This is a genomic window from Janthinobacterium kumbetense (genome assembly GCF_023703445.1).
Classification (GTDB): domain Bacteria; phylum Pseudomonadota; class Gammaproteobacteria; order Burkholderiales; family Burkholderiaceae_D; genus Janthinobacterium; species Janthinobacterium kumbetense.
The window spans coordinates 762,786-788,548 of record NZ_JAMQGR010000002.1 but is presented as its reverse complement, the minus strand read 5'-3'; the positions used below and the strand labels follow the sequence as shown (position 1 = coordinate 788,548).

Annotated in this window: 22 protein-coding genes; 14 read left to right on the top strand and 8 right to left on the bottom strand. The window is 63.0% G+C overall.

Features of this window, described 5'->3' with window-relative positions; translation table 11 throughout:
- Positions 1-195: 195 nt before the first annotated feature.
- Positions 196-1,575 (top strand): sodium-dependent transporter, encoded by a 1,380-nt coding sequence (locus NCG91_RS10985; protein ID WP_251349701.1) that lies wholly within the window; start codon positions 196-198, stop codon positions 1,573-1,575.
- Here NCG91_RS10985 and NCG91_RS10980 read toward each other — a convergent pair whose 3' ends face one another.
- The 7 genes from NCG91_RS10980 to NCG91_RS10950 form a co-directional block, all read right to left on the bottom strand.
- A complete protein-coding gene (locus NCG91_RS10980; protein ID WP_251349700.1) occupies positions 1,576-2,190 on the bottom strand; it encodes a M15 family metallopeptidase in 615 nt (204 codons plus the stop codon).
- Positions 2,190-3,092 carry a LysR family transcriptional regulator gene (locus NCG91_RS10975; protein WP_251349699.1) on the bottom strand — a complete coding sequence of 301 codons (903 nt, stop codon included), beginning with the start codon at positions 3,090-3,092 and terminating at the stop codon, positions 2,190-2,192. The genes NCG91_RS10980 and NCG91_RS10975 overlap by 1 nt, the downstream gene beginning before the upstream one ends.
- Before the next feature lie 83 nt (positions 3,093-3,175).
- Complete coding sequence (locus tag NCG91_RS10970) at positions 3,176-3,976, bottom strand: N-acetylmuramoyl-L-alanine amidase (protein WP_251349698.1); 801 nt, start codon at positions 3,974-3,976, stop codon at positions 3,176-3,178.
- Entirely contained in the window at positions 3,973-4,941 is a 969-nt protein-coding gene (locus NCG91_RS10965) for a BadF/BadG/BcrA/BcrD ATPase family protein (RefSeq protein ID WP_251349697.1), read from the bottom strand. The genes NCG91_RS10970 and NCG91_RS10965 overlap by 4 nt, the downstream gene beginning before the upstream one ends.
- Positions 4,942-5,035: 94 nt before the next feature.
- Entirely contained in the window at positions 5,036-6,697 is a 1,662-nt protein-coding gene (locus NCG91_RS10960; RefSeq protein WP_251349696.1) for a glycoside hydrolase family 10-like protein, read from the bottom strand.
- 90 nt (positions 6,698-6,787) lie between these two features.
- Positions 6,788-8,098 (bottom strand): MFS transporter, encoded by a 1,311-nt coding sequence (locus NCG91_RS10955; protein ID WP_251349695.1) that lies wholly within the window; start codon positions 8,096-8,098, stop codon positions 6,788-6,790.
- A 45-nt stretch (positions 8,099-8,143) separates the two neighbouring features.
- Positions 8,144-9,025, bottom strand: a complete 882-nt coding sequence (locus tag NCG91_RS10950; RefSeq protein WP_251349694.1) for an N-acetylmuramic acid 6-phosphate etherase — start codon at positions 9,023-9,025, stop codon at positions 8,144-8,146.
- 228 nt (positions 9,026-9,253) lie between these two features.
- Between NCG91_RS10950 and NCG91_RS10945 the strand changes: the two genes are divergently transcribed.
- Positions 9,254-10,312, top strand: a complete 1,059-nt coding sequence (locus NCG91_RS10945) for a helix-turn-helix transcriptional regulator (RefSeq protein ID WP_251349693.1) — start codon at positions 9,254-9,256, stop codon at positions 10,310-10,312.
- Between the two features lie 142 nt (positions 10,313-10,454).
- Positions 10,455-11,588, top strand: a complete 1,134-nt coding sequence (locus NCG91_RS10940) for a nuclear transport factor 2 family protein (RefSeq protein ID WP_251349692.1) — start codon at positions 10,455-10,457, stop codon at positions 11,586-11,588.
- Between the two features lie 2 nt (positions 11,589-11,590).
- On the opposite strand, the gene NCG91_RS10935 is transcribed toward NCG91_RS10940, so the two are convergent.
- The gene (locus NCG91_RS10935) at positions 11,591-12,331 is read right to left on the bottom strand and encodes a GntR family transcriptional regulator (protein WP_251349691.1); all 741 of its coding nucleotides are present in this window, start codon (positions 12,329-12,331) and stop codon (positions 11,591-11,593) included.
- 227 nt (positions 12,332-12,558) lie between these two features.
- On the opposite strand from NCG91_RS10935, the gene NCG91_RS10930 reads away from it, so the two are divergent.
- From NCG91_RS10930 to NCG91_RS10870, 11 genes are all read left to right on the top strand, one after another.
- The gene (locus tag NCG91_RS10930; RefSeq protein ID WP_251349690.1) at positions 12,559-13,896 is read left to right on the top strand and encodes a serine hydrolase domain-containing protein; all 1,338 of its coding nucleotides are present in this window, start codon (positions 12,559-12,561) and stop codon (positions 13,894-13,896) included.
- A 91-nt stretch (positions 13,897-13,987) separates the two neighbouring features.
- Positions 13,988-15,274 carry a D-amino acid dehydrogenase gene (locus NCG91_RS10925; RefSeq protein ID WP_285817096.1) on the top strand — a complete coding sequence of 429 codons (1,287 nt, stop codon included), beginning with the start codon at positions 13,988-13,990 and terminating at the stop codon, positions 15,272-15,274.
- Between the two features lie 80 nt (positions 15,275-15,354).
- Entirely contained in the window at positions 15,355-15,807 is a 453-nt protein-coding gene (locus NCG91_RS10920; RefSeq protein ID WP_251349688.1) for a YchJ family protein, read from the top strand.
- Between the two features lie 40 nt (positions 15,808-15,847).
- A complete protein-coding gene (locus NCG91_RS10915) occupies positions 15,848-17,470 on the top strand; it encodes a carboxyl transferase domain-containing protein (RefSeq protein WP_251349687.1) in 1,623 nt (540 codons plus the stop codon).
- 21 nt (positions 17,471-17,491) lie between these two features.
- Positions 17,492-18,280 carry an enoyl-CoA hydratase/isomerase family protein gene (locus NCG91_RS10910; RefSeq protein WP_251349686.1) on the top strand — a complete coding sequence of 263 codons (789 nt, stop codon included), beginning with the start codon at positions 17,492-17,494 and terminating at the stop codon, positions 18,278-18,280.
- Positions 18,281-18,299: 19 nt separating this feature from the next.
- Positions 18,300-19,628 carry an adenosylmethionine--8-amino-7-oxononanoate transaminase gene (gene bioA, locus NCG91_RS10905; RefSeq protein ID WP_251349685.1) on the top strand — a complete coding sequence of 443 codons (1,329 nt, stop codon included), beginning with the start codon at positions 18,300-18,302 and terminating at the stop codon, positions 19,626-19,628.
- Position 19,629: 1 nt separating this feature from the next.
- A complete protein-coding gene (gene bioF, locus NCG91_RS10900) occupies positions 19,630-20,826 on the top strand; it encodes an 8-amino-7-oxononanoate synthase (protein WP_251349684.1) in 1,197 nt (398 codons plus the stop codon).
- Positions 20,816-21,607, top strand: coding sequence for a dethiobiotin synthase (gene bioD / locus NCG91_RS10895; protein WP_099666035.1), 792 nt, complete (start codon positions 20,816-20,818; stop codon positions 21,605-21,607). The genes bioF and bioD overlap by 11 nt, the downstream gene beginning before the upstream one ends.
- 32 nt (positions 21,608-21,639) lie before the next feature.
- Positions 21,640-22,686, top strand: a complete 1,047-nt coding sequence (gene bioB, locus NCG91_RS10890) for a biotin synthase BioB (protein WP_099666034.1) — start codon at positions 21,640-21,642, stop codon at positions 22,684-22,686.
- A 94-nt stretch (positions 22,687-22,780) separates the two neighbouring features.
- The gene (locus tag NCG91_RS28100; protein WP_305063000.1) at positions 22,781-24,808 is read left to right on the top strand and encodes an acetyl/propionyl/methylcrotonyl-CoA carboxylase subunit alpha; all 2,028 of its coding nucleotides are present in this window, start codon (positions 22,781-22,783) and stop codon (positions 24,806-24,808) included.
- A 21-nt stretch (positions 24,809-24,829) separates the two neighbouring features.
- Positions 24,830-25,762, top strand: a complete 933-nt coding sequence (locus NCG91_RS10870) for a 2-hydroxyacid dehydrogenase (protein WP_251349683.1) — start codon at positions 24,830-24,832, stop codon at positions 25,760-25,762.
- The last annotated feature ends 1 nt before the right edge of the window (position 25,763 follow it).

Sequence of the window (25,763 nt, the reverse complement as noted above, 5' to 3'; positions counted from 1 at the left end):
CGTCAACTCCTTCTTTTCTACTACCCAGCCCCGGAAGGCTGTCCCTTTTGTGCCGCAAACCAGTGCGTCTCATTGGGGAGGCGAACTATAGCAAAGCGCCCCGGGAGTAGCAAGGCTTTTCCGGGGTATTTGCGGCCAACTGCTACAATTTCGCCCCCTCAGCGCACATTCGCGTCCATCCATAGAAGATTCACCATGAAACAACAAGCTCAAGGATCAGGCCTGACCCTGAAACGAGCTGGCTTTACCACTGGCTTCGGCGTGCTCGCCGCCACCCTCGGTTCCGCAGTCGGTCTCGGCAACATCTGGAAATTCCCTTACCTGACGGGCGCCAATGGCGGCGCCGGTTTCCTGCTCATCTATTTACTCGCCACCTTATTAGTAGGGTTGCCCGTGATGATCGCGGAAATCACCCTGGGACGCCGCGCCAAGGTCAACCCGATCTCGACCATGGAACAGCTGGCGCCGAAGGGCAAGCCCTGGTGGCTGGTCGGCGTCATCGGCATGGTGGCCGCCTTCCTGATCGTCGCGTTTTACTCGGAAGTGGTGGGCTGGGTGTTTGCCTATATCGCCAAAGCCATCGACGGTTCCATCCTCAGCAGCGACAAACTGGTGACGGAAGCGGCCTTCGCCTCCCTGATAAGCAATCCTTTGCAATCGCTGTTGTGGCAATGGGGCGTGCTGCTGTTTATCGGCGGCATATTGATGCTGGGCGTGACCAAGGGCATCGAGGCGATTGCCAAGAAACTGATGCCACTGCTGTTCCTGCTGCTGCTCCTGCTGTGCGCGGTCAGCCTGTCGCTCGATAAAGCAGGTGAAGGCCTGGCTTTCCTGTTCCGTCCTGATTTTTCCAAACTGACGGCGTCCGTCGTGCTGACGGCCATGGGCCTGGCCTTCTTTAAATTGTCCGTCGGCATGGGCACGATGATGACGTACGGCAGCTATTTCCGCGATGACCAGAATATCCCCATCACCACCTTGCGCGTGATGGCGGCCGACCTCGGCGTATCGATGCTGGCCGGTATCGCCATCTTCCCCGCCGTGTTCACGTTTGGTTTCGCTCCCAGTGCGGGGCCGTCGCTGGTGTTCATCACGATTCCTGCCGTGTTTTCGCAAATTCCCATGGGGCAAGCCCTGATGGTGGTGTTCTTCATCCTGGCCGCCGTGGCCGCCACGGGCGCGATGCTGTCGCTGATGGAAGTGCCCGTGGTCATTTTCCATGAACGCTTTGGCTGGGCGCGCACCAAGGCCACCGTCGTGACCATGCTGCTGCTGGCCGTGCTCGGTTCCGTGTGCGCCCTCAGTAACAGCACCCTGGCGGACTTCAAGTTATTCGATTTGAATATGTTTGATCTGTTCGACTTTGTCTCGTCGAATATCTTCCTGCCCGTGGGCGGCATCGCGATTGCCTTGTTTACCGGCTGGGCCTGGGGCAAGCAGCATTTCATCGAGGCGATCAGCAATCACGGCCAGTTGCACAATACAACCTTGGCGCATGTGCTGCTGTTCCTGCTGCGCTTTGTCTCGCCCGTATTGATCCTGATCGTGATGCTGAAGGGATTAAAGGTCTTTTAATTAGAGTACCCGGGTGTAGGTCTGGCGCACCAGCACCCGGTCGCCGCAATCGAAATGCCACCATTCGCTGTTAATGCCGAAGAAGCCCGCCTGGAACATGGCGTCGCGCAACAATCGGCGATGTGCCACATGCTCCTGCGTAATTTCTCCCTTTTCCAGCAAAACCAGCTCTAGCGCCGGGTGCGAGCGCTCACTCAGGTCGTCAAAGCCTGTGCCCATATCCAGTTCCCGGCCATCCGGACCGACGATAGTGATGTCGAGCGCCATGCCGAACGAGTGGATAGAGCCGCGCGACGGCTCCGCGATATAACCGAGCAACTCCGTACCCTGCAACGCGTCCCACAATTGCTGCTGCACCCGTTGCGGGCGCAAGGCGTCGAGCACCAATAAATGGTGATCGGGGCGCCGCGCGGCCAGCCACGCCACGGCCCGTTCCAGCGCGGCGGCCGCATCGCGGTGCAGCCAGGCGCAATCGATGGGGCTGTATAAGTCGCGGCCGACGAAATTGTCGGGCGTGGCATAGCGCAAGTCGACGGCGATGCCGGCGATACTGCTCAGGTGGCGAAATTGCGGATCGCTGCCGACCGCTTCCAATTGCAAACTTACAACAGACATCAGACTCCTCTTTCCAGGCAATTACGCGCCGCCACGCCGATGCTGTCGGCCAGGCGCCGCGCGCCATGCGACAGCGGCGAGTGGCTGGCCGTCAATAAATACAGTTGGATGGGGATAGCCGGCGCCCAGGGACGGCGCTGCAGGCGCTCGGGCGAGCCGGAGGCAGCCGTAAACGGGTCGACCACGGCCATGCCGGCGCCCGCTTCCACCAGGGAACGGGCAATTTGATAGGTTTGCACCACGGTGGAAAACACGGGGTGAATGTCCTGCGCTTCGCAGGCGGCCACCACCAGTTCGCCCAGCGGATCGTTGTCGGCATGGCCGATCAGCTCGCCATTCAGGCCATGCGCCGTCAAGGGCGTGCCGCAATCGGCCGCATGCCAAGTGCCGGCGGGGGCGATCACCGTCATGACGCCATGCGCGAGCGGTTCGGCCACGATACCCGGATGCCGCGGGTCTTGCAGGGACACGGCCAGGTCCGCTTCGCCGAGACGCAAGGTATTGACGATCTCGCCAGTGTGGTGGGTAGCCAGCTGACAACGCGTGTGGGGAAAGTCGCGCCGCCACTCCGTCATGGCGAACGGCAAGACGCTGATGGCGATCGTCGGCGTGGACACGAGGCGGATGGTTTCCACCGCGTGGCCCTTCAGACTGGCCGCCAGGCGGCGGATGCCCAATAAATCGCGGTTGAGTTTTTCCGTCTCGACAAACAGGCGGTGCGCTTCCGGTTTCGGGTACAGCTTGCCCCGCACGCGCTCGAACAGCGGCATGCCCAGTTGCAACTCGCAATGCTGCAAGACCTTGGTGACGGCCGGCTGCGAGATATGCAGCACCTGGGCGGCGCCGCTGATGGTGCCAACTTGCATGATGGCGTGAAACACTTCGATATGACGCAACCGCATGAGCTATTCCTTTACCTTGCCGTGGCCGCCAGGGCCGTCAATGTTCAGCATATAAGAAAAAGTCATGGGCTGGAACGGTCATGCTACTTTGTTGCAACAGCCGGGGCCGGCGTCGTCAGCACTTCCAGCAGGGCCGCCGTTTCGCCATCGGGCGTGCCATCGAACAGCTTGTTGCGGTATTTCATCTGGAAAGCGATCAGCACATTGCGCGTCGCTTCGTCGAACACGCCCGTAGTCGGCGTCGCATAACCGTGCTGGGCCAGCTTTTTCTGGAACCAGACGGCATCCGGCACTTGCTGCTCAAAAATCAGGCGCTGCGTAGCGACACGGTTGGCGTCCGGCCAGACGATCAAGCCCGCATCGGCCAGCTGGCGCCAAGGGAACAATGGGCCCGGATCCTGCTTGCGCTGGGGGGCGATCTCGTTGTGGCCGAGGATATTTTCCGGCGCGATGTTGTAGCGGGCCTGGATATCTTTCAACAGGGGAATGAGTTCATCGATCTGTGCCTGGGGAAACGGATACCAGAGGCGGCCTTCCGGCGTATCTTTGTAACCTGGGTTGACGATCTCGATGCCGATCGAGCTGACATTCAACTGTGTATAAGTCTTCCAGTTACTCACACCCGCGTGATTGGCCTGGCGCGACTCGTCGACCAGCACGTAAAACTTCGGCTTGTCCGTGTCCGTCAGCAAATAATGGCTGCTGACCACTTGTTCCGTCAGGATCTTGATCGAGCGGGGCAAGTCGCTGACCGTGTAATGGATGACGATGAATTTCACGCGCGGGCTCTGGCTGCGCGCCGTCAAACTGTGGTCGAGGTGCGGCGCGGGCGTGGTACAGGCGGAGAGCAGGGCCACCAGCAGGGCGAGGGCGATTTTTTTCATGAAAGATCCGTGTTCGGGTTAATAAAATGTTCAGTGCTGGCCTGTGTCTTGACGGCTATCCTGGCCGCCGCTTCATGTGGACGGGCAACTTTCTGTTCCAGCGTCAACGATACAGGCAAAGCGGCGCGCATGGCAGCCGCGATGGCCGGGTGCAACTGCGCCGCGCGGCCCGCCAGCACGACGGGGCGCGTACCATGGCGCGCCGTCAAGGCCAGCGCCAGGCGCGCCAATTCCTGTCCCGCGCGCTGCAAGATATCCAGCGCCAGCGGGTCGGCATCCGCGCTGGCAGCCACGGCCAGCGCCAGGCGGCCGATGGCGCCCCGGTCCTGGCCATACATGAAGGCGCGCGACAGCGACCAGTCGCTGCCGCCCAGTTGCGCAAACACGGCCTCGGCCATGGGAGACTCTTGCCAGCTGCCCGGCGCCTCGTCTTCGCGGCGCCAGATGTGGCGCAAGGCTTCGCGCGCGATCCAGTAGCCGCCGCCGCCATCGTCGAGCAGCACGCCGCGCCCGCCTGCGCGGTGAAAGTCGCCGTCCGCATCGATCCAGGCGGCAATCGAGCCCGTGCCAGCGTAGACCAGATAACCTTCTCCGGGTTCAAAACTGTCGCGATAGGCGATATCGATATCGTTGCCCAAGCGCACGTCGCCGGCATCCAGCGCCAGCAATTGCGCCAGCATGGGCGCCAGCGCCGCATCGTCGCCGCCAAAACCCGTCAAGCCCGCCACCACGGCGCGGGGCTGGCCGACAGCCAGCACGGCCTGGCACAGCCGGGTAAACGTGGCGTGCACGGCTGCGCGGCCCGCATCGCTGCTCATTTGCAAGGCAGACAAGCCTTCCACAACGCCGTCGGCCACGATGGCGCCGTCCCCGTTGGCCAGGGCCCAGCGCGTCTGCGTGCCGCCCGCGTCGATGCCCAGCCCGAGCACGGCAGTATCAATATGGGTTGCAGGGGAGAAAATCATGGCATGAGTGTAAAGCCAAGCGGAGCTTGCAGGCATGAAAGCTTGCGCATGTTTCATGCCTGCAGGTTATGGACTACGGATAAACGCTCAGCAACTACTTGGCGGGGGCCGCAAACGGTTCGCGCACGGTGACGCGGGGGCTTTCATTGCCGAGGCGGTCCACGGCGCTGACCACCACCGCATTGACTTTGCCGGTGGCATCGTCGACCAGGGTCAGTTCGCCCTGCACGCCCGTGACCACGGTAAAGCGCCAGTCTTCGCCGTAGCGGGCCCAGACGGCGTACTGCGCCACGGGTTTGCCGCCGCCCGCCGCCAATTTGACGTTCAGGCTGGTGGAATCGCGGCGCAAGGCCAGCACAGGCGTACCGGGCGCTTCCTTGCCCAGCCACGGCGTGGCGGGAATCAGGGCAGGGCTTTGATACACGGTCGCCTTGAGCTGGTCGCTGACACCCTTGCGGTTCTGCATCAGCGGCACCATGCTGAAATGCACTTGTCCATTCGCGCCGGGGCGCGTGCGCGTCACTTCGATCTGCTTGATGATCTCTTGCGGCGTGAAGGACTTGGCAGAATTGTCGATGCGGCTCGTATATAAACCCGGCCACACGTGGCGGCCATACGGGTTTTGCGCCAGCCAGTAGTCGAGCAGCACGCCAAATGCTTGCGGCGCCTGCGCCACGGGCCAGTACAGCTGCGGCGACAGGTAATCGAGCCAGCCCTTGGCCAGCCACAGTTCCGCATCCGCATACAATTTGTCGTACTGGCTGAAGCCGACGATGCCGGCAGGGCGGCGGTCGGGACGGCCGATGCCGAACGGGCTGATGCCGAAGCGCACCCAGCTCTTTTCGCGGTGAATGCCTGTATATAACGCTTCGATCAACTGGTTGACGTTCTGGCGGCGCCAGGACGGACGATCCAGCTGACCGCCAGCCAGCAGATATTGCTGCCAGGAAGGCTCATCGGGAAACGGCAGTTCGCGCTTGGCGCCGCCATTGCCCGCGTCCAGCGCGGCTGTTTCCGCACCGGCGCCGGCGCCTGGCGCGTCGATCGGATACGGATAAAAGTAATCGTCGATGTGCACGCCATCGATATCGTAGCGGCGCACCACGTCGAGCACCACGTCCGTCGTGTGCTTGGAAGCGGCGGCGTCGCCCGGGTCCATCCACAGGTAGCGGCCGTATTGTTTGACGGACGCCGGGTTGGTGGACGCGAAACTGTCGCGCGCCAGCGGCGACTTGGCCGTCGCGTGGCGGGCACGGTAGGGATTGAACCAGGCGTGCAATTCCAGTCCCCGCGCATGCGCCTGAGCAACCCAGAAGGCCAGCGGGTCATACAAAGGCAACGGCGGCTGGCCTTGCTTGCCGGTCAGGTATTCCGACCACGGCTCCAGCTGGGACGGATATATCGTGTCGGCGCTGGGCCGCACTTGCAGCACAATCGCGTTCAAATTCAAGGACTTGGCGCGGTCGAGGATGGCCAGCGCTTCCGCTTGCTGCTTGGCGACCGGCAAATTGCTGCGGCTGGGCCAGTCGATATTCGCCACGGTTGACACCCAGGCGGCGCGGAACTCGCGCGGCGCCGGCGGCGGCACTTCGCCCGTGATGTGCTGCACGGGCGGCACGGCCGGCAAACCCGCTTCACCCGGCGTCACTGCGGAAGGCAGCTTGGTGCTGGTACAGCTGCTGAGCAATGTGGCGGTGGCCAGCGCGGCCAATACGCCGGCGCTGGCGCCCAGGCGTTTTTTAAAAGTAGACAACAAAACAATTCCTTGCAGTGGTGGAGCGCAGGTCTATCGGTGGGGCATTTTACTGTGCGCCCGCCATCCTTGCGGGCGCACCGTTCAAAAGAATCAGGCCTCGGCCTTCTTGCCGAATTCGGGATCGATCTTGACCAGCGCAGCCATGATGAAAGCGGGAATGGTGGCGATGCACACCCAGATGAAGAAATGCTGGTAACCGAGCATTTGCTGTATCCAGCCGCTGGCCATGCCCGGCAACATCATGCCCAGGGCCATGAACCCCGTGCAAATGGCGTAATGGGCCGTTTTATGCGCGCCATCGGAGACCATGATCATGTACAGCATGTAGGACGCGAAACCGAAGCCATAGCCAAATTGCTCCAACGCAATACCGCCGGCGATCACATAAATGCTGCTGGGCAAGGCCGTGGCCAGGTAAACGAAGACCAGGTCGGGCAAGTGGACGGACAGCACCATGATCCACAGGCAGCGTTTCAAGCCGAAGCGGGAAATGATGAATCCGCCCAGCAAGCCGCCCAGAGTCAGGGCGATGACGCCGATGGTGCCGTAGACGAGGCCCACCTGTTCCGTGCTGAGGCCCAGGCCGCCCTTGGCGACGGGGTCGAGCAGGAAGGGTGCGGCCAGCTTCAACAGTTGCGCTTCGCCCAGGCGGAACAGCAGCAAAAAGCCCAGGATGACGAGAATATCCTTCTTCTTGAAGAAGGAAGCAAAGGTGGCGACGAACTCTTGCAGAGGAGAAATACCGGCACCCTGGATGCTGGGCCGGTCATCCTTCGGTTTCGGCAGAATAAAATAGTGATACAGGAAGAGGGCGATGAACAGGCCCGCCAGGATGGCGAACACGACGGACCAGGCCAGCTGCACATTGCCCGTCGCATGCGTCAGATAGCCGGCCAGGTACACGAGGCCGCCCTGGCCGGCGATCATGGCCAGGCGATAAAACGTGCTGCGCACGCCGACGAAGGCCGCCTGCTGGTGCTCTTCCAGCCCCAGCATATAAAAGCCGTCGGCGGCAATATCATGCGTGGCGGAACTGAAAGCCATCAGCCAGAAGATGGCCAGGCTGATCTGGAAAAAATGGGGCAGGGAGGTCGTCAAGGCCACCAGCGCCAGCGCGGCGCCGATCACCAGCTGCAAGCCGACGATCCAGAAGCGCTTGGTGCGGTACATATCGATGAAGGGCGACCACAGGGGCTTGATAACCCAGGGCAAATACAACCAGCTCGTATACAGCGCGATATCCGTATTGGAAAAACCGTAGTTCTTGTACATGATCACGGACAGTGTCATGACAACAACATAGGGGATGCCCTGGCCGAAATACAGGGAAGGGATCCACAGCCACGGCTTATTTGACGGCTTATTCGCGCGCGCCGGGGCGGTTTGTTTCACAAGCTCCATACATCCTTCTTTGTCTCCCAGACAGAAGAATGCCGCGCCATCGGATCACGCCGCCAGTGCCGCCCGCACACTGCCGTCCGCGCCGGCCAACAATGCCTGTGCCTGGTTTGTGTTGATTTTTTTGATCAAGGCAACAATCGCCACCTTGACGTGATAGTGGCATTGCTCCAGCACGGTCCTGGCCTGCACTTCGCTGGCGCCGGTGGCGTGCATGGTCAGACGCACGGCCCGCCAGATCAGCTTGGCGTTGGTCGGCTTCAAGTCTACCATCAAGTTTCCGTAAGTTTTGTGCAAACCGACCATCAGGGCGCTGGAAATCGTGTTCAAGGTGATTTTTTGCGCCGTGCCCGCCTTCAGGCGCGTGCTGCCGGAAATGACTTCCATGCCCGTGTCGAGCACGATGCCGCATTGCGCCTCGTGCGCCACGGGGGCGTCCACATTGTTGGCGATGCCGATCGTCAAGGCACCCGCCTTGCGCGCGGCCAGCAGCGCACCCAGCACATACGGCGTGGCGCCGGACGCGGCCAGCAGGATCACCACGTCATTGCTCTGCGGCTGCAGGGCCAGCAAGTCCGCCTCACCTTGCTGTAAATCATCTTCCGCCCCTTCGACGGCCGTGAACATGGCGCCCGCGCCGCCGGCCAGGATGGCGACGGCCCGCTCGGGCGGCCAGGAAAACGTGGGATTGAGTTCAACGCTGTCGAGCACGCCCAGGCGTCCCGACGTGCCCGCGCCCACGTACAGCAGGCGTCCGCCGGCCGCGATGCGGGGCAGGGCAGCCGTGATGGCGGCAGCGATGCCGGGCGACGCCAGCCGGACGGCTTCGACGGCCCAGAACTGGTCGTCGACCAGCGCCGCCACCAGTTGCTCCACCGGATACAGGTCCAGGTCCGGATGCCGCCGGCTCGGGGTTTCAGTTTTCAACATGATTTCAGAACATGGTTGACCGTGAAACCAGTTTAATACCAACGAGCGGGATCAACCATGAAAGGATGGCAGGCGGGCATAACGGGAGTTTATGGCCTGTGCAACTAGGCGTACCTCGCTACGGCGGCAAACCAGTTGCTGAATTTGTTCATTCAGTGGCCCAGAGGCAAGTTTTAGACCCGTTTATGTCTATACTTCAGTTCGACGCCCTAAACCACGACACGCCCCATGATCGCTCGCCAATTGCTGTTCCTGTTTAGCGCCCTCGGCGCCATCAACGGCATTTTCCTGGCCGTCTATTTTTTCAGCCGCCGGCCCCGCTGCCTCGCCGACTGCATGCTGGGGGCATTGCTGCTTGCCGTCGGGGTGCGCACCGCCAAATCCGCTTTCCTCTACTTCAACCCTGCGATCGCCATCGAATTCCGCCAGCTGGGCCTGTCGGCCTGCCTGCTGATCGGTCCCTTGACCTATCTCTATGTACGCGCCTTCATCGCCGGGCTGGCGCAACGGCCTGCCGGACAAGCATGGCGCTGGCATCTGGGCTTGTCCTTCCTGCTGATCGGCATTGGCGTTGCCTTTCCATATTCCGCGTATCGTGCTGTATGGAACCAGTCGAGCCATGCCATTCATGTGTTTTGGCTATGCTACCTGCTGGCAACCGCCAGGCTGCTGTGGCAAAGCCGCCGTGCATGGTGGAACGAGGGACAGCGGATGGCGACCAGCAGCGTGCTCCTGCTGAGCGTCTTTGCAGGCAGTTGTCTCATGTTGGCGGCCTACGCGAGCACGCCGTTCACGTCCTATATTGTCGGCGCCTTGTCGTTCACCTTCTCGCTGCATGTGGCGGTGATGGTCTTTCTGCTGAGAAAGGAAATCCTGGCGCCTGCCGACCCGCAGCAAAAGTACCGGAATAGCCGCCTGACGCACGAAGATACACTTGCCGTGCTCGCCGCGCTGGAACAACAGATGAGCGAGCAGAAATCCTATCTGAATCCGAACCTGACCCTGGCCCAACTCGCCAAGCGGGCGGGATGCACGCAGGCGCAGGTGTCGCAGGTATTGAATGACAAGCTGGGCAAGAGCTTCACGACCTACGTCAACGAATACCGTATCGCCGAGGCGAAACAGGTATTGACGGACGAGCCACAATGGAACATGGATAGCGTCGCCGAGCGCTGCGGGTTCAATTCCAGTTCCACCTTCTATTCGACCTTCAAGAAAGTGGCTGGCCAGACTCCCGCCAGCTTCCGGGCCCAATCCAGCCAGGCGGCCAGGGCCATTTCCGCGTAAAACCACTCCGGAATCGCCATTCCGGAGTCTGAAATCATGTTTGGCGACATCAATTCCCCTGCATTTCGCTAAATTATCGACCACCAGCGATCTGAAATAGTCGTTGCTCCGATAAACGCAGTTCTACATGCAGGGTACATCCATGATTCAGTTTTTATTGCGAACGATACTCGCTTGTTGCTTGTTAAGCATCACCGCCGTCGGCACCGCCGCAACCGCAGACCAGGACGAAAATGCCATCCGGGAAACCGTGCGCTTGTATATGCATGGCACCAGCTTTAACGTGCAGAGCGAGATCAACCAGGCCTTTTATGCCAATGCCCGCCTTTACCTGGACGGCAAAAACGATGCGGAATGGGAGTTGAGCGGTCCGGAATACGCCAAACTCTTCTCCCAAGAGAAAATAGGGCAATTCAATGGGCGCCACGGGCGGCTGATCAAGGTGGATGTGAGCGGCAAGGTGGCCACGGCCAAGGCCGAGATCCACATTCCCCAGCAAGGGGTGCGCTATGTGGATGTCTTTCTGTTGAAAAAGATCGCCGGCAACTGGAAGATCATCAGCAAGTCGGCAGATCGCGAGCCAGCAGCCCCGCGCCAGGCGCGCAAGGTGCTGCTGGTCGTGTCGAATGTGCATCAATATCCCGGCACAAAGGTTAACGCAGGCAATAATTTTCCGGAGATCGCGTATACCTATGATGTCTTTCGCAAAGCAGGGTATACCGTCGACTTCGTCAGTCCCGAGGGGGGCGCCATTCCCCTGGAAATGATCGTCACGTCGGACGAGCTGCTCAAGAAGCATCTGTACGACAGTGATTTCATGTGGGCACTGGCCCATACCAAGCCCGTCGCCGAGGTCCGGGCAGACGACTATGCGGGCATGGCTTTCGTCGGCGGCGGCGCGGCCATCGTCGGCATCCCGGACAACAAGCCGCTGCAGGACATCGCCTTGCGTATCTACGAACAACAGGGCGGGGTGATCGCGGCCATCTGCCATGGCACCGAGGGCATCAAGAATCTGAAGCTGCGTGACGGTACTTTCCTGATCCAGGGCAAGGTGCTCACCTCGTTCCCCGATGCGTTTCTCAACAAGGAATCGCCGGTATACAAGGCCTATCCCTTTTCGGCAGAAGCGAGCATCAAGGGCCATGGCGGCATATTCAGGCACGGCGCCAACGGCAAGAGTCACGTCGAGGTCGACGGCCGGCTGGTGACGGGCATGAGCTGGGAATCGTCCGTCGACGTGGCGGAATCCATGATCCGCCTGCTCGAGCAGTAGATTTACGGAGCGCGGCGCATTTCCGCCACAAAATCGTAATGATCGCTGCGGCAATACGAATGCGTGAGTTCCACCGCTTCGCCCGACTCCAGGTAGGCGATGCGCGTGATGAACAGCACGGCCTGGCCATCGGGGATGCCCAGCTGCTTGGCCAGCACGTCCGTCGCATTCATGGCGCGGATGTGCTGCAAGGCGCGCACGGGGGCCTTCTTGATGCTGCTCAAGTATTCATACAGCGAGTCGCCCATGGTATCCGGGTCCGGCACCACGTTGAACGGCAACACGCTCACTTCATACGCCATCACGACGTCGTCGGCCAGGCGCAAGCGCTCCAGTCGCGCCACTTTCGTGTTCTGCGCCAGGCCCAGGCTCAGCTGCTCATCGCTGCTGGCGATGACGACTTCGCGCTTGAGCCAGCGCGAACCGGGGCGGTAGCCGCGCTGCTGCAGCTGCTCGGAAAAGCTCGACAGGTTCGACAGCGGCTGCTCGATGCGCGGGGCAATATAGTTGCCCGAACCGCGGCGGCGCACGACGAGACCTTGCTCGACGAGCTGGTCGATGGCCTTGCGGGCAGTCACGCGCGATACGTCAAGCAGTTCGGACAGGGTACGTTCGGATGGCAGGGCCTGGTCTACCTGGTAGCGGCCGTTGCGTACGTCATCGCTCAGCTTGCGGGCGATCTGCATATATAAAGGCGAATTGTCATTTAAATCGACCTTGAGTTCTACGCTGGTCTGGCTCATACAGTTCTCCTTGTCCTCCTAGTGTAATAGCGATGGCGCCTGCGCGTAGCCCGTCCACCCATGAATAAATGGAAAATGACCATAAATAACGGTTATACACTTAAAAAAACAATGTTTTACCGTACGTATAGCTTTGTATTATAGATAAATAAGCAATTTTCATTAGCCATGTAAACCATCGCGCCCTATGCTGGTGACGCCTCCACCACATCGGATAACAGGGAAACATGCACAATAAAATGACGGGTTTACTGGGCTTGCTGCTGCTGGGCACGACCTGGAGCGCGCTGGCCGCCCCGCCCGGCAGCGGCAGCGACTTGGTCTCTCAAAACGTAGGGCAGCGCGCGCTCGATGCCACGCTGGCCGCCATCGTCGACGATGCGGCCCACCCGCTGGCCAGCCTGTCCGTGCTGGCCATCCGCCATGGAAAGGTGTCATATCAACAACAATTTGGCTGCCGGCACATGGCCGCCACGCCGGCGGACAGCTTGCCCGTGACGCCGGCCACCCTGTTCCGCATCGCTTCCGTCTCGAAGATGATGACCACCCTGGGCCTGATGCGCCTGGTCGAGCAGGGCAAGCTGAGCCTGGACCAGGACGTGGGCATTTATCTGGGCTTTTCCCTGCGCAACCCGCATTTCCCTCAGCAACCGTTGACCCTGCGCAGCTTGCTCAGCCACACTTCCTCGCTGCGCGACGCGGGCGGCTACGCCTGGGGACCGGAACGCAGCCTGCGCGACGTGTTTACGGCCGGCGGCGACAGCATGTGGGATCGCGCCGCAGCGCCGGGCCGCTACTTTACGTATTCCAACCTGAACTGGGGTGTGATCGGCACGGTGATGGAAAAAGTCACGGGCGAGCGCTTCGACTTGCTGATGCGGCGCCTGCTGCTCGATCCCCTCGATGTGCGCGGCGGCTACAACCCGGCCGCCTTTTCCCCGGAAGAGGTGGCCAATACGGCCACCCTGTACCGCAAGCGCACGCTGGAGACGGAAGTGTGGCAGCCGCACGGGCCATGGATCGCCCAGGCCGACGATTTTTACCAGCGTCCACCGGCCGGCATGGCCAGCTATGTGATCGGCAGCAACGCCACCGTCTTCAGTCCCACGGGCGGCTTGCGCATTTCCGCCGCGGGACTGGGCAAGGTCATGCAAATGCTGCTCGACGGGGGCCGCTACCAGGATCAGCAGCTATTGCAGCCGGCCAGCATCGCACTGATGTTTGGCCGGCAATGGCAATTGGCGCCGGACGCCAGCAATGGCGACAGCGAGCGGGGCCTGTACCGCGCCTGGGGGCTGGGCAACCAGCAATTCGACGCGGTGGCGGGGCAGGGCAACGGCCTGGTCGAGGGCGCCAGCTTCACGGCCGTGGGCCATTTGGGCGACGCGTATGGCCTGGTGTCCGCCTTCGTGCTCGATTTCAAGAACCGGAACGGCATGGTGATGCTGGTGGGCGGCACGGGCAGCGATCCCGAACGCTATCCGGGCACGTATTCCGCCATGGGCCGCAGCGAGGAATTGATACTCACCACCTTATACCGTGGTGCGATTGACAAGCATGAATAATTTGCACTGAAACAGTGCATTCCTGAAAGTTATGGCTGCACCATGATGTTTCATTGGCTCCCCGACCAGCCAGCCTCTAAGCTCTTCCCGAATGCTCCCGCACCATGGGAGCGCAACGCAGCGAGGCAACATGCAGCAACAAGTCATCATCATCGGCGGCGGCATCGTCGGTCTGACATCGGCCTGGTGGCTGGCCGAGGCCGGCTACAAGGTCACTGTACTGGAACGCAATGAACAAGTGGCGATCGCCGCCAGCTACCGCAATGGCGGCCAGCTCAGCTATCGCTATGTGGCGCCCCTGGCGGACGCAGGCGTGCCCTTCAAAGCCCTGCAGTGGCTGCTGCAAAAAGACGGTCCGTTGCGCTTCCGTCCCGAGGCGGACTGGCGCCAATGGCGCTGGATGGCCAGTTTCTTGCGTAATTGCAACAGCGCCAGCAATGCCCGCACGACGGCCAAGCTGCTGCAATTGGGAGAATGGAGCCGCGCCGGCATGGCGCAGCTGGAATTGACGGTACCGCCGGAAGCGTATGCCTGGCGCGATGCAGGTAAACTCATCGTCTACCGCACGCCCGCCATCTTTCAGCGGGCCGTGGCCCGGCCCGAGTCGGAAGAGGCGCGCGTCGTCCTGTCGCCGTCTGAAGCCGTGCAGCGCGAACCGGCGCTGGCGGCCCTGCAGGGTGCCCTGGCGGGCGGTATCTTTACCGAAGGAGAAGCCGTGGCCGATTGCCACGCCTTTTGCCTGGCCCTGGAAGCGCGTTTGCTGCAGCACCCGAATTTTTCCCTCCTGCTGAAAGGCGAGGCGCGCCGCCTCGTCACGCACAAGGGCAAGGTCACGGGCGTCGACACCAGCCTGGGCCTGTTGCAAGCAGATCACTATGTGCTGGCGGCCGGCATCCAGAGCCGCGACCTGGCCGCCACGGCAGGCATCTACCTGCCCCTGTACCCGCTGAAAGGCTACAGCCTGACGGCGCCCATCCGCGCGCAGGACCAGGCGCCCGAGATCAGCATCACGGATTTCGAACGCAAGGTGCTGTATGCGCGCATAGGCGGCGACCTGCGCGTGGCCGCCATGGTCGACATGGTGGGCGCCGACAACAGCATCGACTGGAACCGCATCGCCGGCCTGACGCGGCTGGCGCGCGAAGCCATGCCGCGCGGCGCGGATTACGACCAGGCCACGGCCTGGGCCGGCCTGCGCCCCGCCACGCCGAACAGCGCGCCGCTGGTGGGCGCCAGCAAAGTCGGCAATCTGTGGCTCAACGTGGGCCATGGTCCGCTGGGCTTTACCTTTGCCGCCGGCACGGCGCGCATCCTGGCCGACCTGATGCAGAACAAGGCGCCGCCGTTCGCGCTGGACTTCCTCAGCCCGAAAAAATAGCTGCCCAAGGTGGCGCGCACGCGCCGCTGCCTTTATGGCGGATAATTGCGGAACTTTTCAGTTCTCCTGTCTGCCAGCGCATGCCCACACCCGCGACCTCTGCCGCCTGCCCCTGTGGCGGCGCCTCCTACGCCAGTTGCTGCGGCCCGTATATCGCGGGCGACGCCTTGCCGCCCACGGCCGAAGCCCTGATGCGCTCGCGCTACACGGCCTTCACCTTGCGCGACGAGCCCTATCTGCGCGCCACCTGGCACGCCAGCACCTGTCCCGCCGACGCCTTATTCGCCGACGAAGAAAAAGTCCACTGGCTGGGACTTGAGGTAAAATCTGCTTTACGTTTACGTCAACGTAAAGCAGAATCAGCAGATCAAGCCGAAGAGATACAGCGCGACAGCGTGGAATTCGTGGCCCGCTACAAGGTCAACGGCCGCGCGCACCGCCTGCATGAAGTGAGCCGCTTCGTGCGCGAGGCGGACAAGGGCGATGGTGGCGCCCTGCGCTGGTTTTATCTCGACGGCAGTTTTCCCGAATAGCGCGACCCGAGAGACCGGGCGATAATAAAAAGGAACCGCAATGCCGCACATCGAAAGCAAACTCAATCCGCGCAGTGAAGATTTCAAGGCCAATGCCGCGGCCATGCAAGCCATCGTCGACGATTTGCGCGACAAGGTGGAGAAAATCGCGGCCGGCGGCGGCGAAGCGGCGGCCGCCAAGCACCTGGCGCGCGGCAAGCTGCTGCCGCGCGACCGCGTGCAGATGCTGCTCGATCCCGGCACGCCCTTCCTCGAGTTTTCCCAGATGGCGGCCTACGCCATGTACCAGGACGCCAAGGGCGTCGATGCGGCGCCGGCCGCCGGCATCATCACGGGCATCGGCAGGGTCTCGGGCCAGGAATGCGTCATCGTCTGCAACGACGCCACCGTCAAGGGCGGCACGTATTACCCGATGACGGTGAAAAAGCATTTGCGCGCCCAGGAAATCGCCGACCAGAACAACCTGCCCTGCATTTATTTGGTCGACTCGGGCGGCGCCAACCTGCCGAACCAGGACGACGTCTTCCCCGACCGCGACCATTTCGGCCGCATCTTCTACAACCAGGCGAACCTGTCGGCCAAGGGCATTCCGCAAATCGCCGTGGTCATGGGCTCTTGCACGGCGGGCGGCGCCTACGTGCCGGCCATGAGCGACGAATCGATCATCGTCAAGGAGCAGGGCACGATTTTCCTCGGCGGCCCGCCGCTCGTGAAAGCGGCGACGGGTGAAGTGGTGACGGCCGAAGACCTGGGCGGCGGCGACGTGCACACGCGCTTGTCCGGCGTGGTCGACCACCTGGCGCAGAACGACTTGCACGCGCTGTCGCTGGCGCGCACCATCGTCTCAAACCTGAACCGTAAAAAACCGCAGCAGATGGCCTTGCGCGACTCCGTCGAGCCGAAATACCCGACGCAGGAACTGTATGGCGTGATTCCCGTCGACACGCGCAAACCGTTCGACGTGCGCGAGGTGATCGCGCGCATCGTCGACGGCAGCGATTTCGACGAATTCAAGGCCCGCTACGGCACCACCCTGATCTGCGGCTTCGCGCACATCTATGGCGTAAAAGTCGGCATCATCGCCAATAACGGCATCTTGTTCTCCGAATCGGCCCTGAAAGGCACGCATTTCATCGAATTGTGCTGCCAGCGCAAGATCCCGCTCGTCTTCCTGCAAAATATCACGGGCTTCATGGTGGGCCGCAAATACGAAAACGAGGGCATCGCCCGCAATGGCGCCAAGATGGTGACGGCCGTCGCGACGGCTGCCGTGCCGAAGTTCACGGTGATCATCGGCGGCAGCTTCGGCGCCGGCAATTACGGCATGTGCGGCCGCGCGTTTTCGCCCCGCTTCATGTGGATGTGGCCGAATGCGCGCATTTCCGTCATGGGCGGCGACCAGGCCGCATCCGTGCTGGCCACCGTCAAGCGCGACGGCATCGAAGGCAAGGGCGGGCAGTGGAGCGCGGACGAGGAAGCGGCCTTCAAGCAGCCGATCAAGGAGCAATACGAACACCAGGGCCACCCGTACTACGCCACCGCGCGCCTGTGGGACGATGGCGTGATCGACCCGGCCGACACCCGCATGGTGCTGGGCCTGGGCCTGTCGGCCGCCTTGAACGCGGAAATCCCGGACACGAAGTTCGGCGTATTCCGCATGTAAGCGGCATTCAGGGAGAAGATAATGGAATTTGAAACCTTAAAGCTGGTCATCGAAGGCAATGTCGCCACCGTGACCCTGAACCGCCCGGACGTGCGCAACGCCTTCAACGAGACGACGATCGCCGAACTGGCGCGCGCCTTCGAGGGTCTGGGACGCAGCGACATGGTGCGCGCCATCGTGCTGGCCGCGAATGGCGCCGCCTTTTGCGCCGGCGCGGACTTGAACTGGATGAAGAAGATGGCCGGCTACACGCATGCCGAAAACCAGGCCGACGCGCTGCAGCTGGCGCAGATGCTGCGCACGATTTACCTGTGTCCGAAACCCGTGGTGGCGAAGGTCCAGGGCGACTGCTATGCGGGCGGCATGGGCCTCGTCGCCGCATGCGATATCATTCTGGTTGCGGAAGACGTGCATTTCTGCCTGAGCGAAGTGCGGCTGGGACTGATTCCCGCCACTATTTCACCGTATGTCATCAAGGCCATGGGCGAAAACGCGGCACGCCGCTATTTCCTGACCGCCGAGCGATTCTCCGCTCAGGAAGCGCTGCGCATCGGCTTTGCCCACGAGGTAGTCGAGGCAGACGCGCTGGACGCGAAAACGGCCGAGGTGCTCAAAGCGCTGACGGGCAACAGCCCGCACGCCGTGGCGCAAGCGAAAACGCTGGTGCGCGAAATCGTCGGCCAACCCGTCGACGAGGCGCTGCTGGCGGACACCGCCGAGCGCATCGCGCAGATCCGCGCCTCGGAGCAGGGACGCGAAGGCGTGCAATCGTTCCTCGACAAGCGCAAGCCGAGTTGGCTCATGGGCTAGCAATATCATTGGAGCAGTTTTGAAAGCAGAAAAACAATCGGGCTGGGTCGAACGCAGTCTGCGCAGCGTGTGGCATCCGTGCACGCAAATGCAGCACCACGAGACGGTCCCATTGATCCCCGTCAGCCACGGCCGCGGCGCCTGGCTGTATGATCACGAAGGACGACGCTACCTGGACGCCATCAGCTCCTGGTGGGTGAACCTGTTCGGCCACGCGAATCCGCGCATCAATGCGGAGCTGAAGGACCAGCTGGACCGGCTGGAACACGCGATGCTGGCCGGCTTTACGCATGAACCGGTGATCGAGCTGTCGGAAAAGCTCTCCGCCTTGACGGGCAGCGTACTTGGCCACAGCTTTTACGCGTCCGACGGGGCGTCGGCCGTGGAAATCGCCCTGAAAATGAGTTTTCACGCCTGGCGCAACAGCGGCAAGGGTGAAAAACAGGAATTCGTCTGCCTGAAAGGCAGCTACCACGGCGAAACCATCGGCGCGCTGGCCGTCACGGACGTCGCCCTGTTCAAGGATGCCTACGGCCCCTTGCTGCGGGCAACGCAGACGGTGATGTCGCCCGACTTCCGCCAGGCGGCCGAGGGCGAATCAGCGCAGGACGTGGCGCGCCGCGCCGCCGCTGACGTGGAACAGCTGTTCCAGCAAAAGGCCGACAAGATCGCCGCCATCATCATCGAGCCGCTGGTGCAATGCGCCACCGGCATGGCCATGCACGACCCGCTGTACCTGTCGCTGGTGCGCGCCCTGTGCGACCGCTATCAAGTCCATCTGATCCTCGATGAAATCGCCGTCGGCTGCGGCCGCACGGGCACCTTCTTTGCCTGCGAACAAGCCGGCATCTGGCCCGATTTCGTCTGCCTGTCGAAAGGCATCAGCGGCGGCTATCTGCCCTTATCGCTGGTGATGACGCGCGAAGACATCTACCAGGCGTTCTACAGCACCGACGTGCGCCGCGGCTTTTTGCATTCGCACTCGTACACGGGCAACCCGCTGGCTTGCCGCGCCGCGCTGGCGACGCTGTCCATCTTCGAGGAAGACGACGTGCTGGCCACCAACCGCGTGCGCGCCGAGAAGATCACGCAAGCGCTGGCGCCGCTGGCGCAGCATAACAAGGTAAAAAACTTCCGCCAGCAGGGCATGATCTGGGCGTTTGACGCCGTCGACGCGGCGCCCGATTTTTCGCGCCGCTTCTTCAGCACGGCGCTGGAACATGAACTGCTGATGCGCCCCATCGGTTCCACCGTCTACCTGATGCCGCCGTATATCCTCGACGACGCGGAGATCGCGGGCCTGGGCCAGCAGACCCTGGCCGTCTTCAATCATGTGATCGGGGCCTGAGATGGAACTGATCGCCCGATTACAACAGCAGCTGCAAGGGCTGGAAGAGCGCAGCCTGATCCGCCGCCGCCGCACCGTCGACACGCCGTGCGCGCCGCGCCTGACGGTCGATGGCCGCGCCATGCTGGCCTTTTGCAGCAATGACTACCTGGGCCTGGCGTCGCATCCGCGCATCGTCGCGGCGCTGAAAGAGGGCGCCGACCTGTATGGCGCCGGCAGCGGCGCGTCGCACCTGATCAGCGGCCATGGCCGCGCCCACGCGCAGCTGGAAGAGCGCCTGGCGACGTTCGTGGGCGCCAACCTGGAAAACGCCCGCGCCCTGTATTTCTGCACCGGCTACATGGCTAATCTGGCCGTGCTGACGGCCCTGGCGGCGGGCGATGCGGACGCGGAGATTTTCTCGGAAGCGCTGAACCACGCTTCGCTGATCGACGGCACGCGCCTGGCCCGCGTGAAAACGCGCGTATATCCGCACGCCGACCTCGATGCCCTGGCGGCCCTGCTGGCGGCCAGCACGGCAAAAACGAAAATCGTCGTCACCGACAGCGTCTTCAGCATGGATGGCGACCTGGCGCCGCTGCCCGCGCTGCTGGCCCTGTGCGAACAATACGGCGCCTGGCTGGTGGTCGACGACGCGCACGGTTTCGGCGCGCTGGGAGCCAACGGCCGCGGCGCGCTCGAACACTTCGACCTGCATTCGCCCTACCTCGTGTACGTGGGCACCCTGGGCAAGTCGGCCGGCGTGGGCGGCGCCTTTGTGTGCGCGCACGAAGCCGTGATCGACACCCTGATACAGAAGGCGCGCCCGTACATCTTCACCACGGCGGCCGCGCCCGCGCTGGCGCATGCGCTGCTGGCCAGCCTGGACATCATCGCCGGCGAGGAAGGCCGGCAGCGCCGCGCCCACCTGGCGGCGCTGGTGGCGCAATGGAACGACGGCCTGCAGCTGCAACGCTGGCAAGCCTTGCCCTCGGTGACCGCCATCCAGCCCGTCATCATCGGCGAGAACGCGGACATGCTGGACATCGCCGCCACCCTGTATGAACAGGGCCTGTGGGTCGGCGCCATCCGCCCGCCCACCGTGCCGGCGGGGTCGGCGCGCCTGCGCGTCACCCTGTCGGCCGGCCATACGGCGCAGGAAGCGGCGCAATTGATCAACGCAGTCAACACCCTGGAAAGGACTCGCCATGAGCCTTGATGATCCTATCGTGGCGGAAGTGCTGGCGGACCTGGCGCCGGCCGTGCAGCCGGCGCCGGCCATTGCCGGCCTGCCCTCGCGCTTTGCCTGTTTCGTCACCGGCACCGACACGGAAATCGGCAAGACATTGACGTCGTCGGCCCTGCTGCACGCGCTGGTCGCGCGCGGCGTGCGCGCCTGCGGCATGAAGCCGGTCGCCGCCGGCGCCGAAATGCGCGATGGCGAACTGCATAATGAAGACGCCGACAGCCTGATCGCGGCCGGCAACGTCACCATGCTGCGCAGCCTGACGACGCCCTACATGCTGAAGGAGCCTGCCGCGCCGCACATCGCCGCCGCGCTCGAAGGCGTCAGCATCGAATCGGTGCCCATCCTGGCCGCCTACCTGGAAATCGCCGCCGCCTCGGACGCCGTGGTGGTCGAAGGCGTGGGCGGATTCCGCGTGCCGCTGTCGCCCGGTTTCGACTCGGCCGACCTGGCGCAGCAGCTCGACCTGCCCGTGATCCTCGTGGTCGGCATGCGCCTGGGCTGCATCAGCCAGGCCTTGCTGACGGTGGAAGCCGTCGAAGCGCGCGGCCTGACGGTCGTCGGCTGGGTCGCCAACACGCTGGAAGTGGAAATGCGCTTCCTCGACGAAAATATCGATGCGCTGATCGAGCGCATCCCGGCGCCGCTGCTGGGCAGGGTGCCGCGCCTGGCGCAGCCGAGCGCGCAAGCGGCGGCGGCGTATCTCGATTTCACCGGCTTGCCCAACTGGCCGGCGCAGCATCCCAACACTTAATGTAGCTAAAAAATAGAAGCGAAGGAATCACCATGTCTTTAGTCCAAGAAGCAGCAAAAACCGTCGAACTGCACCGCCCTGCGGCGCGCATCACCGTGCCGGAAGCGGCCACCTGGCCCGTCGCCGACGTGCTGGCCCTGTTCGACCTGCCATTCAATGACCTGATGTTCAAGGCCCAGCAAACCCACCGCGTCAACTTCCCCGACGGCGACGTGGAACTGGCGACCCTGTTGTCGATCAAGACGGGCGGCTGCGAGGAAGACTGCGGCTACTGCCCGCAGGCGGCCCGCTACGACACGGGCGTGGAAGCGAAAAAAATCCTCGACATCGACACGGTGCTCGACGCGGCGCGCCAGGCAAAAGCCAACGGCGCCACGCGCTTCTGCATGGGCGCCGCCTGGCGCAGCCCGAAAGAGCGCGACATGGAAAAAGTCGAAGAGATGGTGACCAAGGTCAAGGCGCTGGGCCTGGAAACATGCGCTACTTTGGGTATGCTGGAAGAAGGACAAGCGGACCGCCTGAAGAACGCGGGCCTCGACTTCTACAACCATAACCTCGATACGGCACCCGAGTTCTACGACAACGTCATCTCGACGCGCGAATACCAGGACCGCCTGGACACCCTGGGCCGCGTGCGCGAAGCAGGCTTGAAAGTATGCTGCGGCGGCATCGTCGGCATGGGTGAAACGCGCTTGCAGCGCGCGGGCCTGATCGCCCAGCTGGCCAATCTGAATCCGTATCCGGAATCGGTGCCCGTCAACCACCTGGTGCAGGTGGAAGGCACGCCACTGTACGGCATGGAAGCGCTCGATCCGTTCGAATTCGTGCGCACCATCGCCGTGGCCCGCATCACCATGCCGAAGGCGCGCGTGCGCCTGTCGGCGGGTCGCCGCCAGATGGGCGAAGCCGTGCAAGCCATGTGCTTCCTGGCTGGCGCCAATTCCATCTTCTACGGCGACAAGCTGCTCACCACCGACAACCCGGAAGCGGAAGACGACCGCGTCCTGTTGAACAAGCTGGGCCTGCAAACGCGCGGCGCCATGCTGGACTCGGTACAGAAAGAGAAGTGCGGCTGCTGATCCAGCCATCGGAATGCGCCCCACCAGGGCGCATTCCTTCATCGCGACACCTCAGATAAAAAACTTCCAGCCACGAGCTGCAAAGAGAGAGACCATGTTCACTAAAATCCTGATCGCCAACCGCGGCGAAATCGCTTGCCGTGTCGCCGCTACCGCGCGCCGCATGGGCATCCAGACCGTCGCCGTGTATTCGGAAGCGGACGCCAACGCCAAGCACGTCGCCGTGTGCGACGAAGCCGTCCTGATCGGCCCCGCGCCGGCCAAGGAAAGCTATCTGTGCGGCGACAAGATCATCGCCGTGGCGCTGGCCACTGGCGCACAGGCGATCCACCCCGGCTACGGCTTCCTGTCCGAAAACGCAGATTTCGCCGACGCCTGCCACGCGGCGGGCCTGGTCTTCATCGGCCCGCCGGCGTCCGCCATGCGCGCCATGGGCTCCAAATCGGCCGCCAAGTCGCTGATGGAAAAGGCGAATGTACCGCTGGTGCCCGGCTACCATGGCGAGGAACAGGATGCGGACTTTTTGCACACGCAAGCAGACAAGATCGGCTACCCCGTCCTGCTGAAGGCTTCGGCCGGCGGCGGCGGCAAGGGCATGCGCGTCATCGACAACAGCGCCGACTTCAAGGCCGCGCTGGCCTCGTGCAAGCGCGAAGCGATCAGCTCCTTCGGCGACGACAAGGTGCTGGCCGAAAAATACCTGTCGCGCCCGCGGCATATCGAAATCCAGGTGTTCGCCGATACGCTCGGCAACTGCATCTACCTGTTCGAGCGCGATTGCTCGGTGCAGCGCCGCCATCAAAAGGTGCTGGAAGAAGCGCCGGCGCCGGGCATGCCGGCCGAGCGCCGCGCAGCCATGGGCGAAGCGGCCGTCGCCGCCGCCAAGGCCGTCGGCTACGTGGGCGCGGGCACGGTGGAATTCATCGCCAACCAGGATGGTTCGTTCTACTTCATGGAGATGAACACGCGCCTGCAGGTCGAGCATCCGGTGACGGAAATGATCACCGGCACCGACCTGGTGGAATGGCAGTTGCGCGTCGCCTTTGGCGAGCCGCTGCCGAAAAAACAGAGCGAACTGGCGATCCACGGCCACGCCATCGAGGCGCGCATCTACGCGGAAAATCCGGAGAAGGGCTTCCTGCCGTCGATCGGCACCCTGCGCCACATGCAGTCGCCATCGGCCGTCACGTTCGAACTGGGTGGCACGGTGGTTCCGGCGTCCGTACGCATCGATTCGGGCGTGCGCGAAGGCGACGCGATTTCGCCATTCTACGACCCGATGATCGCCAAGCTGATCGTCTGGGGCGCGGACCGCCGCGAAGCGCTGGCGCGCATGGCGCAAGCGCTGTCGGAATACCAGATCGTAGGACTGGCCAGCAATATCGCCTTCCTGAAACGCCTGGTCGAAGGCCGGGCATTTTCCAGCGCGGACCTGGACACGGGTTTGATCGAGCGCAATCAAGAGTCGCTGTTCCCCGCCCTGCAGGCGGCGCCCGACACGGCCCTGGCGCTGGCGTCCGTGGCCCTGCTGCTGGAAGAAAAAGCGGCCGCCGAAGCGCAATCGGCCAACCGCGCCGACCCGTGGGGCAATGCCCTGGGCTGGCGCTTGAACAGCACCCTGGGACGCAGCCTGGCGTTTGCCGACGAATTCGCGCTGGCCGGCGACAGCAAGGCCTATGCCGCGCGCATCGCCTACCAGACGGATGGCTGGCTGTTCAACGGCCAGCCCCTGACCTTGACGGCGCGCAAAGGCAACGAGCTGCACATCAAGCTGGGCGAGCGTGCCGTGCATGGCACCGTGCTGCGCGACGGCGAGCAATTCCACGTGTTCACCAGCGGCTTGCACCACACCCTGCACTACAGCGACCCGATGGCGCATGCGGGCGAAACGGAAGCGGAAGGCGGCCGCCTGACGGCGCCGATGCCGGGCAAGGTCGTCGCCGTGCTGGTCAATCAAGGCCAGGACGTCAAGAAGGGCGAGCCGCTGGTCATCATGGAAGCGATGAAGATGGAGCACACGATCGCCGCGCCGCACGACGGCCTGGTGGAAGAGGTGCTGTACGCGGTCGGCGACCAGGTGGCCGATGGCGCGCCGCTGCTGGCCTTCAAGGCCGCCGCCTGAGGAGCGCTCTTGGAAACCTCGATGCGCATCCTGTTACAGCGCGCGGACGGCAAGGAAGCGGCGTGGATCAGCGACTTCCGCGACTTGCTGCCCGAAGCCGAAATTGTCTTCTGGCGCGAGGGCGAGTCGTTCGCGCCTTGCGACTACGCCGTCGTGTGGCAGCCGCCCGCGACCATGCTGCCCGTATTGAGCGAAGTCAAAGCCATCTTCAACACGGGCGCGGGCGTCGACGCGCTGCTGAAATTCGGCGACGCGCTGCCGGCCCACGTGCCGCTGGTGCGCCTCGATGACGCGGGCATGGGCGTGCAGATGGCCGAATATGTAAGCCACGCCGTGCTGCGCCACTTCCGCCGTTTCGACGACTACGAGGCGCAGGGCCGCGCCGGCATCTGGCAGCCGCTGCCCGCATTCGACAAGGGGGATTTTCCCGTCGGCGTTCTGGGCATGGGCGTGCTGGGCACCCGCGTGCTCGATGCGCTGGCGCAGTTCGAATTCCCCCTGCGTGGCTGGAGCCGCAGCCAGAAGCACGTCGACGGCGTGCAGTGCTACGCGGGCGAAGAGGGACTCGAAGCCTTTTTACGCGGCACGCGCGTGCTGGTCTGCATGCTGCCGCTCACGCCGGACACGCACAACCTGCTCGACCGCGCGCGCCTGTCGATGCTGCTGCCGGGCGCCTACATCATCAACGTGGCGCGCGGTGCGCATCTCGCTGAACCGGATTTGCTGACCCTGATCCGCTCCGGGCACATCGCCGGAGCGACCTTGGACGTGTTCCGCAACGAGCCGCTGCCGCAGCAGCACCCGTTCTGGCAAGAACCGCGCATCACCATCACGCCGCATATTTCGGCCGCCACCCTGCGCCGCGAAAGCGTGGCGCAAATCGCCGCCAAGATGCGCCACCTGCACGCCGGCGACTCTGTCGCCGGCATCGTCAACCGTTTGCAAGGATATTGAG